General features: G+C 57.9%; 13 protein-coding genes. 9 read left to right on the top strand and 4 right to left on the bottom strand.

Going from position 1 to position 13760, the window contains the following annotated elements:
* The first annotated feature begins 31 nt into the window (after window positions 1-31).
* The 7 genes from pabC (at window position 32) to I6L47_RS02700 (ending at window position 5967) form a co-directional block, all read left to right on the top strand.
* On the top strand, window positions 32-838 hold the full coding sequence (pabC, locus tag I6L47_RS02670; RefSeq protein ID WP_216948597.1) for an aminodeoxychorismate lyase: 807 nt from the start codon (window positions 32-34) through the stop codon (window positions 836-838).
* On the top strand, window positions 828-1829 hold the full coding sequence (gene mltG, locus I6L47_RS02675) for an endolytic transglycosylase MltG (RefSeq protein ID WP_005333156.1): 1002 nt from the start codon (window positions 828-830) through the stop codon (window positions 1827-1829). The genes pabC and mltG overlap by 11 nt, the downstream gene beginning before the upstream one ends.
* Window positions 1829-2470 (top strand): dTMP kinase, encoded by a 642-nt coding sequence (gene tmk, locus I6L47_RS02680; RefSeq protein ID WP_144713191.1) that lies wholly within the window; start codon window positions 1829-1831, stop codon window positions 2468-2470. The genes mltG and tmk overlap by 1 nt, the downstream gene beginning before the upstream one ends.
* On the top strand, window positions 2455-3402 hold the full coding sequence (gene holB, locus I6L47_RS02685) for a DNA polymerase III subunit delta' (protein ID WP_216948598.1): 948 nt from the start codon (window positions 2455-2457) through the stop codon (window positions 3400-3402). The genes tmk and holB overlap by 16 nt, the downstream gene beginning before the upstream one ends.
* A gap of 25 nt (window positions 3403-3427) precedes the next feature.
* Window positions 3428-4207: a TatD family hydrolase gene (locus I6L47_RS02690; RefSeq protein WP_216948599.1), complete on the top strand. Its 780-nt coding sequence runs from the start codon at window positions 3428-3430 to the stop codon at window positions 4205-4207.
* Between the two features lie 285 nt (window positions 4208-4492).
* Window positions 4493-5521 (top strand): site-specific integrase, encoded by a 1029-nt coding sequence (locus tag I6L47_RS02695; RefSeq protein ID WP_254204803.1) that lies wholly within the window; start codon window positions 4493-4495, stop codon window positions 5519-5521.
* A 161-nt stretch (window positions 5522-5682) separates the two neighbouring features.
* The gene (locus I6L47_RS02700; protein WP_216948600.1) at window positions 5683-5967 is read left to right on the top strand and encodes a RepB family protein; all 285 of its coding nucleotides are present in this window, start codon (window positions 5683-5685) and stop codon (window positions 5965-5967) included.
* Window positions 5968-6191: 224 nt separating this feature from the next.
* Here I6L47_RS02700 and rsmF read toward each other — a convergent pair whose 3' ends face one another.
* The 4 genes from rsmF to I6L47_RS02720 all read right to left on the bottom strand — a co-directional run bounded on the left by rsmF (window position 6192) and on the right by I6L47_RS02720 (window position 11586).
* Window positions 6192-7622, bottom strand: coding sequence for a 16S rRNA (cytosine(1407)-C(5))-methyltransferase RsmF (gene rsmF, locus I6L47_RS02705; protein ID WP_216948601.1), 1431 nt, complete (start codon window positions 7620-7622; stop codon window positions 6192-6194).
* A 143-nt stretch (window positions 7623-7765) separates the two neighbouring features.
* Window positions 7766-10318 (bottom strand): MlaD family protein, encoded by a 2553-nt coding sequence (locus tag I6L47_RS02710; RefSeq protein ID WP_216948602.1) that lies wholly within the window; start codon window positions 10316-10318, stop codon window positions 7766-7768.
* 55 nt (window positions 10319-10373) lie between these two features.
* On the bottom strand, window positions 10374-10976 hold the full coding sequence (locus I6L47_RS02715) for a paraquat-inducible protein A (protein ID WP_216948603.1): 603 nt from the start codon (window positions 10974-10976) through the stop codon (window positions 10374-10376).
* The gene (locus I6L47_RS02720; protein ID WP_005345516.1) at window positions 10960-11586 is read right to left on the bottom strand and encodes a paraquat-inducible protein A; all 627 of its coding nucleotides are present in this window, start codon (window positions 11584-11586) and stop codon (window positions 10960-10962) included. Before I6L47_RS02720 ends, I6L47_RS02715 begins: the two co-directional genes overlap by 17 nt.
* A 147-nt stretch (window positions 11587-11733) precedes the next feature.
* Between I6L47_RS02720 and prpB the strand changes: the two genes are divergently transcribed.
* Together prpB and prpC are read left to right on the top strand one after the other, a co-directional pair.
* Window positions 11734-12621 (top strand): methylisocitrate lyase, encoded by an 888-nt coding sequence (gene prpB, locus I6L47_RS02725; RefSeq protein WP_216949306.1) that lies wholly within the window; start codon window positions 11734-11736, stop codon window positions 12619-12621.
* A gap of 10 nt (window positions 12622-12631) precedes the next feature.
* Window positions 12632-13759, top strand: coding sequence for a 2-methylcitrate synthase (gene prpC / locus I6L47_RS02730; RefSeq protein WP_216948604.1), 1128 nt, complete (start codon window positions 12632-12634; stop codon window positions 13757-13759).
* Window position 13760 lies beyond the last annotated feature (1 nt).

The raw sequence follows: 13760 nt of genomic DNA on the forward strand, positions 1-13760 counted from the left end.
GTATCGGGCCTTTTTTATCGGAGGGATCCCTTTGCTTATCAATGGCATGAAGCTTGATACCATCTCGGCCCATGATCGGGGGCTGGCTTATGGTGACGGTCATTTCACCACCATGGCGGTCAGGGAGGGTCGCGTGTTGCAGTGGCCTGCGCATCTGGCACGGTTGCAGCTGGCCAACAACCGGCTGGGATTGGTTGAACCGGACTGGGATCTCCTGACCCGGGAGGTTGAAGAGATGGTGGCCGAGCAGCCACAATGCGTGGCCAAGGTGATCCTGACCCGCGGCGAGGGGGGGCGGGGCTATGACGGCAGCGGATGTCAGCACACAACCCGGATGGTCACTCTGGCCCCATTTCCGACTCACTATGGCCAGTGGCAACAGGAGGGGATCGAGATGGTGGTGTGCCGCCAGCGGATCGGTGATGCCCCCATGCTGGCCGGGCTTAAAACCTTGAATCGTCTGGAGCAGGTATTGCTGAAAAGCGAACTTGTCAGCCGAAATGCAGTCGAAGGGATAGTGCTTAACAGTCGTGGTTTTCTGATTGAAGGGGTCAGTGCCAATCTGTTTTGGCGTCGGGGCAAGACGGTGTTTACGCCCGATCTCGCCCGCGGTGGTGTCGATGGCATCATGCGTCGCCAGGTGATGGCGATGTTGAAACAGATGAGTATTGAGTTGCGTGTGGTAGAGGCTCCGCTGGAGTCACTATGGCAGGCGGAAGAGGTGTGGCTCACCAATACCCTTATGGGGGTCGTGCCGGTCAATGGCATCGAGGATATTCACTATCCCCCAGCGGTATTGAGTCGCCGTTTACAGGAGCGTTTGGTCATTGAAGTTTAATCGGCTTTACACCCTGCTCGCGGGGGCGGCACTGACGGTAGCCGCTGCCGGGGGCTATGTACATTACAAATGGCAACAGGTAGAGACGCTCACCAACAAGGGGCCGACCCGGCTCTTTACGGTGGAGAAGGGCGCCCATGCGGCGCGCCTCATTGCCGAACTGGGTGAGGGGGAAACCAGCCCCTGGGCGGTGCGGCTCTGGCTGCGCAGCCATCCCGAACTGGTGGCCATCAAATCGGGCACCTATGAAATCAAGGAAGGGGCCCCTCTCAAGGAGACCCTTTCTCTGTTCGCATCGGGCAAGGAGTTTCACTTCAGCCTCACCTTCGTCGAAGGTTCCCGTTTCGAGGATTGGCAGAAGCAGCTCTCCAGTGCCCCATACCTTGAGCGATTGACCGTCGAGCAATCCGAAGCCGACCTGGCGCAGGAGCTCGGCATCGAGAATGGCAAGCTGGAGGGGTGGTTCCTGCCGGAAACCTATGCCTATACCACCCATGCCAGCGATCTCTCGATCCTGCGTCGCGCCCATCAGGATATGGAGACTTTCCTGCAGCAGAGCTGGGAGAAACGTCAGGCCAACCTGCCTTACAAAACGCCCTATGAGGCGTTGATCATGGCTTCCATCATAGAGAAAGAGACCGGCCAGCCGGACGAGCGGGCGCAGATCGCCTCGGTGTTTGTCAATCGACTACGTCTGGGCATGAAGTTGCAAACCGATCCCACCGTCATTTACGGGGTGAAGGATCGCTACGATGGCAACATTCGCCGCAGCGATCTGACCGACAAGAATCCCTACAACACCTATGTGATCGACGGCCTGCCGCCCACGCCTATTGCCATGCCGGGCAAGGCCTCCATCGAAGCTGCGCTTAACCCCAAATCGACCGACTATCTCTATTTTGTCGCCAAGGGGGGCGGTGCCCACTATTTCTCCAAGACCCTCGACGAACATAATCGGGCGGTTCGCGAATACATATTGAAGAAACCCTAATGTCTAAATTTATTGTGATCGAAGGATTGGAAGGGGCAGGGAAGAGCTCGGCCGTGCGTTATGTGACCGACTATCTGCAGCGCCACGGCATCAACCGGATCGAGTGCACCCGCGAGCCGGGTGGTACGCCACTGGCCGAGCGGATGCGGGCCATCGTCAAAGAGGTGCACGACGAGCGCCTCACCATCGAGGCGGAATTGCTGCTGATGTATGCCTCCCGGGTACAACTGGTGGAGACACGCATCAAACCCGCACTGGCCGATGGTGTCTGGGTGGTGGGGGATCGCCACGATCTCTCCTCCCAGGCCTATCAGGGTGGCGGCCGTGGTATCGATGCCCAGCTTATCGGAGCCATCAAGCAGGCGGTGCTCGGCAACTTCAAGCCGGATCTCACCCTCTATCTCGATATCGATCCTGCCCTTGGCTTGCAGCGCGCCCGCCATCGCGGCGAGCTGGATCGCATCGAACTGGAGCAACTGAGCTTCTTCGAGCGTACCCGAACTCGTTATCTCGAACTGGCCGCCAAGGATGATTCAATTGTGGTGATCGATGCGGCGCAAACGCCGGAACAGGTCAAAGCTGCCATCGAGTGTGCATTGGATCACTATCTGTCGAACGAGCCGCTATGTATCCCTGGCTGATCCCTGACTGGCATGCCCTGAGCCAGACGGCCCAGTCCGGTCGTCTCGGCCACGCCTGGTTGTTGTTGGGCGATCCCGGTCTTGGCAAGGAGCAACTGGCCGAGCGGCTGGCGCGTTTACACCTTTGCCAGCAACCGGATCGCGGAGAGCCGTGCGGTCAGTGCCACTCCTGCCAGCTGTTTGACAAGGGTAACCACCCGGATCTCGGCACCATAACTCGCGACAACAAGACTATCGGGGTCGAGGCCATTCGCGAGATCTGCACCCGGCTGCAGGGCTCTGCCCAGCTCGGCCGTGGCAAGGTGGTGATCATTCCAGATGCGGAGCGGATGACCGAATCGGCGGCCAACGCCCTGCTGAAAACCCTGGAAGAGCCGGCCGGCGACAGCTTGCTGTTGCTGATCGCCTCCCAGGTTTCCCGGTTGCTTCCCACCATTCTCAGTCGCTGTCACAAACATGTCTGTCAGTTGCCTGCGGAAGGGGAAACAGTACGCTGGTTGGCCGAACAGGGTCATCAGGCCACTCTGGCTCAGGTGCGGATCTGTCAGGGGGCCCCGCTGCGGGTACTCGACTATATCGAGCAGCAACAGGACGGTACTCGCCGCGAACTGCTGGAACAGTTTGTCGCCCTGAGTCAAAGTCCGGTCAAGGCGACGGCATTGTGCAGCCAGCTTGGTCAGGAGACGCAGGTCAGGTTGCACTGGTTGCAGCTCTTCTTGTGCGATGCCCTGAAAACCCAGGCCGGATGTGGTCACCATCAGCTGGCAATGCCTGATCTGGCCATCTTGAGTCAACGGTTGGCGGAGCAGCACTCCAGCGAAAAACTGTTGGCAGCAGAACAAGATCTGGTTGCCCTGAAAGCGGGATGCCAGCCGGGTCAGCTCTCCAATCCCACCATCCATCTGATGAACTGGCTCAGTCGCTGGTTATAAGTACCGACAAGCAGAAAGGTTTTATATGTTACTCGTTGATTCCCACTGTCATCTCGATCGCCTCAGCTATGGCAGCAAGCAGACCAGCATGGCTGATGTACTGGCCAAGGCCGCGAAACTGGACGTGGGATATTTTCTCTGTGTCAGTGTGACTCAGACACAGTTCCCGACCATGCTCGAGGCGATCGCCCCCTATCCCCAGGTATTTGCCTCTTGCGGGGTACACCCGCTCAATCAGGAACCCGGGGTGGATGCAGCCTTGTTGCTGACACAGGCTGCGGACGAAAGAGTGATCGCCATCGGCGAAACCGGTCTCGATTACTTTTACTCGCCCGAGAACAAGGAAGTTCAGCAAGCCTCTTTCCGCGAACATATCCGGGTTGCTCGCGCGCTGAACAAGCCGCTGATCATCCATACCCGCGATGCCCAGCAAGATACCTTGCAGATCATGCGTGAAGAGGGCGCTAATCAGGTTGGCGGTGTGCTGCACTGCTTCACTGAATCCCTCGAAATGGCAGAAGCAGCAATGGCGATGGGGTTCTATATATCCATCTCCGGGATCGCCACCTTCAAAAATGCGTCTGCATTGCAAGAGGTGGTCAAGGCTCTGCCCCTCGACAGATTGCTGGTCGAAACCGACTCGCCCTATCTTGCCCCCGTACCGCATCGGGGGAGGGAGAACGAACCCGCCTTTGTGCGAGACGTTGCGCAGTTTATTGCCGATCTGCGTCAGATTCCGCTTAATGAATTGGCAGAAGCCACCAGCCGGAATTTCTTTGAACTATTCAAACTGGCGAAAAAATAATCCCCAAGCCCCGTTGCTCGGGGCTTTTATATTTCAAATACCAAGCTGATTACCCACCTGAATATAAACACCGAGCTGCGTTATCTCTCACATCATCCTGCCAATTTTACTTTTTCGCTTCTGCTAAACTGGGTCGAATGATATTCCTATGTTTCCTTTATTCAGTGTGGTCAAAGGGTATTGAAATAAGATGTTCTAAGTATCGATAATATTCATTATCGATACTTGATGTATGAGAAGGATCCTGTAAGATCCTCTCAAACTTCATATGAATCATAGAGTTCCGTGGCATATCCATCCTTGTCCAATCCAGCTCATCAGTCACTGCAGACTGTTTTCGATGCACAGCTAAATAGTCGGGCACGCCGCTTTTTACGCAGTGCAAAAGCGGATTCCACCCTCAATGCCTATCAGGCGGATACCCGTATTTTTGTCTTCTGGTGTCAATTGCACGGGCTGGATCCGCTACAAACGACCCATCACGACATCATGAATTTTCTCGCTGATCAGGCCGACGGCGTATTGGCCGACTGGATATGGCTGGATAAAGAGGAAGGGAAGGGAGAACTGCGTAATGGCGAGCCTCGTAAACCGGCAACCCTGGTGAGACGGCTGGCGGGGATCCGTTATGCCTTCAAGCAGAAAGGCATTCACCCCACGCCCACCGAACATCCCGAAATCAAGGAGATGATGCGCGGTATTGTCAGGTTGGGGGATAACCGTAAACGCAAAACCGGCGCCCTGACGCTGCAACCATTGACCCAGGTGCTGGATGGCATCGACACCCATGATCTGGCGGGCTTGCGTGATTACACCCTGCTGCTCTTGATGTTCAGTGGCGCCTTGCGCCGCTCGGAAGCAGCTCGAATTGAGGTGAGCGATCTCGATTTTGTGGGGCAGGGGCTCCGCCTTCGCCTCAAACCGAGCAAACATCAGCTGCATGAAACCGAGATCGCCCTGATCCCGGGCAAACACTATTGCCCCGTGTCGGCACTGCAAAAATGGCTACACAAAAGCCGGATCAGCGAGGGGCCGCTGTTTCGGCGCATGAACCGCTGGGGCCAATTGATGGCTGAACCACTCGGCCCCCAGGGCATCAATCTGATGATCAAGCGGCGAACAGGCCAAACCATAGACGATCTCTACGTCAGTGGCCACAGCCTGCGCCGTGGATTTATCACCTCGGCGGTGACTGCCGGCAAACCGATGAACAAGATCATAGAAGTCACTCGCCACAAGGATATGCGAACCCTGCAGGAGTACTTCGATGATGCCCATAAATTCTCCGATCATGCCCTTGATGGCTTGCTTTGATACAACTGCGTCACTTCATTTTTTATGTTAAATGATATCTTGTTGATCTGATGATATATTTGCCGTACAGCCAGCAGCCCAAAGGGGAAGGGCCATCTTCCAATGGATAATGGCATTTAATGAGAGATAACAAATCCGAAAATGGAACATCGCAAGGACATATGAGCCAAGAAATGACAGTGCGTGAAGAGCAAGAGGCGGTGTCCCAAAACAATGCCGAGCGGCAGCGCCAACATGTAAAACGCAAGCAGGAGACCCATACCCGGCTGCAATGCTGGATCAGCAATCGCCACGCCGAACGATTGGCCGCACTGGGTCTTCATCTCGAAGACAGTCAGGCATCACTCATCGAGCAGGCGATCGATCTGCTCTACCAACATGAGCTGGGTAGAGAACCTCCGTTTGAAAACAGAGTCGCCACACAGGTCGAAGAGACCGTTGAATAGACACAAGAGTGAAGTAACAGCGATACGTGAAGAGATAAAAAAAGCCAGGTACGAATTCCTTGTACCTGGCATAGGGGAATTGGCTCCTTGCAGAGCCGTGCGCTAACTGGTGTTCGGATTGCCTTAAGCTTAGACAAGGCTCAAGGCTTTTCAAGATCCGAAGAAAAGTTCAACCAGAGTGTGGGTATTTCAGACTCGTTCAAGTGCTTATGCACCGAACGGCCCTACGTATTGAACAGATTGTTGTCACGCACCAGCTCGCGGGGGAGGGCATTCTTGACCCGACTACCCACCCATTTCCCCATCCCCAGGGTATGTCCCTGATAGCGGACGATCACCTCGCCAGTGCCCGCATCCTGTTCTGGCCAGACGTCCCGCCCCATCATGAATTCCCGCGCATTGGCGCTATCAAGCTCAACCACGCCCTTGCTCGCTTTATCGCCATAGGCCAGTGCCCACTCATGAGTGAGGCGATAACCTTTCTTGAAGGTCTCGGCCAACTTGATGCCGATGCGATCGAAGCGCAGCTTGCCCTGCACCTGATCAAACAGCTGGGGGAAGAGCCAGATCTCGTCATTGCGGCCAAACAGTTGACCCTGCGGTGCCACCCCGAAGTTGGCTTCGATCTCGCGCAACATGGGTTCCGCCTCTTTGGCAGGAAGCGGCGCAAAAGGGAATTTACCCAGCTTGCCAGGCTTGAACATGGTGTTGGGCACCGAGTGATGCTTGCGCAATCTGGCGACGAAAAAGCCTTCACTATCGAAGATCTGGGGCCAAACGTGCAGGTATCCTTCGTATGTACAGGCCTGCTCTGCATGGGGGAACAGGTCTGCCAGCGAGTCAAAACTCAAGGCATCGCCAAACTTGTCCAGCAGGGATTGACAGACCGCCTGATTCTCCTGTTCACTCAAGGTACAGGTGGAGTAGACCAGTACGCCACCCGGTTTCAAGGCATGGAAGGCACTCTCCAGCAGCCCCTGCTGCACCGCCGCGATCTCGTCGATGCTCTCGATACTCCAGTTGCGCAGTGCATCTTCATCCTTGCGCACCGTACCTTCACCGGAGCAGGGGGCATCGAGCAGGATGGCGTCGAAGGTCTCCGGCAACCACTGGCCAAATACCTTGGCATCAAAATGGGTCATACCTACATTGGTCACGCCGCAGCGCTGGATATTGGCGCTAAGCACTTTCAACCGGCTGCTGGAAAACTCGTTGGCAACCAGCATTCCCTGATTGTTCATCAGAGCCGCGATCTGGGTGGTCTTGGAGCCGGGGGCCGCCGCCGCATCCAGCAACATGCCATCCGCTTTGATCTTGTCGCTGGCAAAGAGTGCCGTCACCGGCAGCATGGAGCTCGCTTCCTGAATGTAGAAGAGCCCGCTCAAGTGCTCGGCGGTGTTGCCAAGGGGGACAGTTTCATCGCTGCGGGTCAGCCAGAAGCCGGTATCACACCAGGGCACAGGGTCGAGCTGCCAACCCAGTGGCTCCATCAGGGCGACGAAATCCGAGACGGCGATCTTCAAGGTGTTGACCCGAATGCTGCGGCGCAGCGGACGTCGACAACTGGCCAAAAAGTCTTCCATCGAGAGATGGGCCGGCATGATGGCCGCAATGTGGCGTAAAAAGTAATCGGGAAGGAAGGTGTTGTCGTGCACTGTGCCGTCTCGTTGACCGAAAAAGAGGGGCGATATCCTACCACAAGGCTAAGAATATTCTGAATCTGAACCCTATCAACAGGCATCGGAATATAAAAAGCCCGGCACTGTGCCGGGCTTGGATGAGATACAAAGGGAAGAGATCAGGGCTGGATACGAGGGCTCCACTCCAGCCACTCTTTCTCGGCCTTGCCGTAGAGCGGATAGCTGTGTCCTGCCTTGACGGTGGGACCCATCTCTTTCTCCGGCGTATTGAAAGCAATGCCGCCGGCCAGCAGGCTCTGCAACGTCTCCACTTCGATAGTGCCGCCGGTCAGCCCGATATCCGCCTTGACCCCGGAGACATTCCAGAAACGGGAGTTGGCTCGCACCAGATGGGCATACTCCTGATCCACGTTAACGTCGATCACCACCTCGCTGCCATCCCGAGCCAGCGCCACCTTGGTGACACTGCCCACCACCATCTTGCGAAACAGCAGCGGACTGCCGACGCTCAGGCCATTGACGGAGGGGCTCTTGAGGGTCAGGGCCAGACCCAGAGGACCGGTCTGACTCAAAGGGAAAAGCTCTTTGCCAGCGCCTTTACCGGGTTGTGCTTCTACAAACGCCCCCTTGATCAGGGTATCGAGGTGAGCGACACCGCCCAGCCCCAGCTTGGCCTGCACCAGAGTAAAGCGGGCGCCGGACTGCAGGAAACGCTCGGCATAGTGGCCATCGAGTTCCGCCTTGAAGATCACCTGACCCAGTGACGGCTCCAGCTCGATCGCTTCAATTTTGCCGATATCGACCCCACGATAGCGGATCGGGCTGCCAATCCCGAGCCCCGGGTTACTCTCTGCCACCAGTGACAGCTGGCGCACTTTGGCCTTGGCTTGCTCCCTGGAATCGAACAGTTGATGACTGCTGCGGCCATTGGCCAACCGATCGAACTCGATGGCACCGCGCAGCAAGGTACCGAGGTTGCCCACCTTGACCTGCACCCCATCGACCCGCACCTTGGTGTCGATGGCCGGTTTTTTCCAGAACTGGGGTTGCTGGGCGAGGAGGGGAGCATAGACCCCATCAATCTCGAGTTCGATCTCGACCCCCTCTTTGGCGGCGCGCAGCTGTTTGACCTTGCCCGCTTCCAGCCCCAGATAGAGCACAGGTGAGCCAATACCGATGCCATCGGCCTGATCTGCCTTGAGCAACCAGCGCTGGGGCTTGGCATCACGGGTGCCGAGCAGTGCCAGCTCCTGACTCGGGTAGAGACGGTTAATCCGTTCGCCACTGCTGGCTTGTACCAGCTTGATCCCGCCCCCCAACCAGGCACTGGCCGGACTGGTTTCTACTTTGATGCCGCTCAGATCGGCATCGATCTGCAACGGGGCGGCGCGATAGAAACGGGCACGGTTGAGCAGATGGCCATAGTTCGGCGCCATCACCAGCTCGACGCTGGCATTGCCGCGCGCATCCAGGGTGAGCTGGCTGATGCGGCCCACCTGCAATCCCTTGTACCAGACAGGGGCATCCTGATTGAGCCCCGCCAGATCGTCAGCCTGCAGCGTCACCTTGGTGCCGCTTTGGGGGGCGCGATCGGTCAGGGTCATCTTCTGTACCGGTTTGCCCGCTACATAGTCGAGGCGAATGGCCGGGCCGGAGAGCAGGCGATCTGCATGCTGCACGCCGGTCGCGGAGAGGGAGACGCTCTCCCACACCAGTTGACTCTTGTCGGTAATGCGGTAAGCCTGCTCCGGGTTGATCAGCGCCGTCACCACCCGGCCTTTGTCGGTGAGACGAATGGGGTCGATACGACCGATCTCGATCCCCTCATAGAGGATGGGCATCCCCTCCTTGACCGGGAGATCGCCAGCCGCAATGTCGATACGCTCGCCACGCGCCGCTTCCGCCAGCCCTTTATAGAGGACGAAAGTCTGTCCCTTCTCCGGCTCCGGTGAATCTTTGGGCGAGTCAAAGGCAATGCCGCCGCTCAGGATGGAGGTAAGGCTGCCAGCCTCCACGCTCACCCCGGCCAGACTGAAGGAACCCTTGATACCGCTGATATTCCAGAAGCGGGTATCGGCTTTGACCAGATGTTCGAAACGCGGCTCGATCACCAGATCCAGAATGACTTTCTGGTTGTCCTGACCCAGGCGGGTATTGATGACGCTGCCCACCTCGATACCGCGGAAATAGAGCTTGGCGCCAATCCCCACCGAGCCCAGCGAATCGGCGGTCAGGTGCAGCATCCGCCCCTGAGCCTGATAGCCGGGGGGAGGGCCCTCCAGTGCATCAAAGGTCTCCTCCAGCGGATTGCTTTCACGCCCCGGTTGCAGGTTGATGTAGTTGCCGGAGACCAGGGTATCGAGTCCGGAGATCTCGGTGAGCGACGCTTTGGGGCTCACCAACCAGAAGTCGGATCCCTTGCGGATCAGCGGTCTGGCACGGCTGTCAATCTTGGCCATCACCGCAATCTTGCGGCCATCTTCAGCCAGCTCCAGCTCTTGCACCACGCCGATAGCCACCCCCTGATAACGCACCTGGGTTTTACCCGGCAAGATGCCGTTGCCCTGGGCGAAGTTGATCTGGATAAGCTGGCCACGGCTCAATACCTGCTGATAGAGAAAGCCACCCGCCAGCAGCAGGGCTATCAGGGGTAACAGCCAGACCGGCGATAACCAGCGACGCTTTTCGATGACGGGTTCAGACCCGATCATAGTGACTCCTTATTGGCTGGATTAAACAGCACATCAGACAAAAACAGAGAAATCATCAACGGGCCGCCTTGTCCCACAGTAAACGGGTATCGAGCATGCGGGCCGACATCATGGTCAGCACCACCACACCGGCAAAGGCGGTGGCCCCCGGGCCTGCGCGGACACTCAGCAGCACACCCCGATCGACCAGTGCCACCATCAGCGAAATCACGAACAAGTCCAGCATTGACCAGCGACCGATGAAATCGATCACCCGATACGTCACCAGCTGGCGCTTGCGCCGCACCGGCTTGGCCCGCTGCAATTGCCAGCAGATCCAGCCCAGACCCAATATTTTGCCCACCGGCACCAGTATGCTGGCGGTGAGGACTATGGTGGCAATCCCGCTCATTTTGCTGCGATAGAGCATCATGATACCGCTGAAGATGGTATCTGACTGCAGCAACCCCTTGTTGTAGAAATGGGTAATGGGCAACAGATTGGCAGGCAGCAACATGAAGGTGGCGAGCGCCAGCAAGCCCCACGACCAGGCGAGGGAGTGGTGAATGCGCACCTGCAATTTGCTGCTGCAACGGGGGCAGACTGCCCCGGCTTGATAACGCACCAGCAGACCGCAGGTATGGCAGCGGCAGAGCCCCATCTCACGGGCGCTGGTCATGTTCCGGCTCCTTTAACGGGATCCGCGCCCAGTAGGGGGCGGGGTCAAACAGGATCAGCAGGGTCATGTTGAGCAGCATCAGAATACCGAGGCTGAGCAAGCCGCCACCGAGGCGCACATCGGCGATGTCGATCAGTTTGAACAGGGCAACCAGCAGGCTGACGATATAGACCTCCAGCATGGCCCAGTGGCGAAACACCTCGACCAGCTTCAAGGTGACGGGAAGAATGTGCCAACGTTTGGCCAGACCCGAAGCCAGCACAAAGATCCCCGCCAATAACCCCACCGGCGCCAACACGGCGCACCAGAGCACCAGGCTGGCTACCCACCATTCACCTTCGCCAAACAGTACCAGGATACCGCGCAGCAGGTCGGCGTCGGTGTTGACCCCCGCCAGCCGCAGATAGATCAGCGGCTCAAAAAATGCGGAGGGCAGCAGCAGAAATCCGGTGATGGTCAGGGCCATCAACTGGGAGGGACGAAAGGCATAACGGCCATAGAGATGCTGGTGACATCGCGGGCAGTGGGCATGGCGACGCAGCGGCAGCGCTTTGCGCTGGATCAGCAAGTCGCACGCCGGACAGACAATCACGGAACCGGGCTCCATCATACAATTCAACCTGTTGAAGGAATTGGTGAAATTTACCCTAAAACCGGTTTCCTGTCTTGCCTGCGGCCGGAATGTTACGAAAGTATAATTGACGTTAACGTAAACGTGATATTAGATAGCCAGACTAGACAGGTGAAAGGAGTCATGATGTCCAGTTTGCCCCCCTCGGCAGGCCTGCGCTTTCGCACCGCCCTTGCCAATGAACATCCCCTGCAGATCGTCGGCACCATCAATGCCTATATGGCGCTGATGGCCGAACGCAGCGGCTTTCAAGCTCTTTATCTCTCCGGCGCCGGAGTGGCCAATGCCTCCTACGGCTTGCCGGATCTCGGCATGACCTCCCTCAACGATGTGCTGATCGATGCCGAGCGGATCACCGCCGTAACCCGTGTGCCGCTACTGGTCGATATCGATACCGGCTGGGGCGGGGCATTCAATATCGCCCGCACCATTCGCGCGTTCGAGCGGGCCGGGGTTGCCGCCGTGCACATGGAAGATCAGGTGGCCCAAAAGCGCTGTGGTCATCGTCCCAACAAGGCAGTGGTCACGCTTGAGGAGATGTGCGATCGCATCAAGGCCGCAGTGGATGCCCGTGAGAATAGCGAGTTCGTCATCATGGCCCGCACCGATGCACTGGCGGTGGAGGGGATGGAGTCTGCTCTTGAACGCACCGCTGCCTATGTGGCCGCCGGGGCCGACATGATCTTCGCCGAGGCGGTGACCGAGCTTGCCCAGTACGACCAGTTCAAGCAGGCGGCCAAAGTGCCGATCCTCGCCAACATGACCGAGTTCGGCAAAACCGAGCTGTTTGACAAAGAGCTACTGGCCGCCCACGGGGTCGACATGGTGCTCTACCCCTTGAGTGCCAACCGGGCCGCCAATCAGGCCGCCCTCAACGTCTATCACCATATTCGCCAGGATGGCCATCAAAGGGCCGTCGTGGAGACCATGCAGACCCGGGAGTCGCTCTACGACTTCCTCGGATATCACCACTACGAGCAGACACTGGATCGTCTGTTTACAGCCAAGGAATAGGAGGCAGCTTATGGGACAGCAAAAACCGTTGGGTGGGGCAGGTCTGCGCGGGCAGAGTGCGGGGGAGACCAGTATCTGCACAGTAGGCAAGAGTGGCACCGGTCTTACTTATCGCGGCTATGACATCAAGGAGCTGGCCGATAGCGCCCAGTTCGAAGAGGTCGCCTATCTGCTGCTCAAGGGGGAGTTGCCCGGTGAGCAGCAGCTTGACGCCTACAAGCGCGAGCTGCGCCGCCTGCGCAGCTTGCCCCAGCCGCTGCTGGAAGTGCTGGAGCGGATTCCCGCCGATGCCCATCCCATGGATGTGCTGCGCACCGGCTGCTCCATGCTTGGCGATCTGGAGCCGGAAGATGGTTTCGAGCACGAACACGAAGTGGCGGATCGGCTGCTGGCCGCCTTTCCGGGCATTCTGATCTACTGGTACAAGTTCAGTCACGAGGGCGTTCGCATCGCCCTCGACAGCGACGAGGAGTGTATCGGTGGCCACTTTCTGGCGCTGCTGCACCAGAAGGCACCGAGCGAGCTGGAGCGGCGGGTGATGCATGTCTCTCTCATCCTCTACGCCGAGCATGAGTTCAACGCCTCCACCTTTGCGGCGCGGGTCTGCGCCTCAACCCTTTCCGACATGTTTTCCTGCATCACCGCCGCCATCGGTACCCTGCGCGGCCCGCTCCACGGCGGAGCCAACGAGGCGGCCATGGCGATGATTGAAGATTGGCAGGATGAAGCGCAGGCAAGGCGCGAACTGCTGGCCAAGCTGGCGGCCAAGGAGAAGATCATGGGCTTTGGCCACGCCATCTACCGCACTTCTGATCCGCGCAACGTCATCATCAAGGAGTGGTCGGCCAAGCTTGCCGAGGCGGTGGGGGATGATCGCCTCTATCGCGTCTCCTGCGAGGCGGAGAAGGTGATGTGGGAGGAGAAAGAGCTCTTTCCCAACGCCGACTTCTTCCACGCCAGCACCTATCACTACATGGGGATCCCGACCAAGCTGTTCACCCCCATCTTCGTCTGCTCGCGGGTCAGCGGCTGGTGCGCCCACGTGATGGAGCAGCGCGAGCACAACCGGATCATCCGCCCGAGCGCCGATTATGTCGGCCCGGCCCCCCGTCACTTTGTCTCTCTACAACAACGATAAG

This window comes from Aeromonas sp. FDAARGOS 1417, assembly GCF_019046985.1.
Classification (GTDB): Bacteria; Pseudomonadota; Gammaproteobacteria; order Enterobacterales; family Aeromonadaceae; genus Aeromonas; species Aeromonas veronii.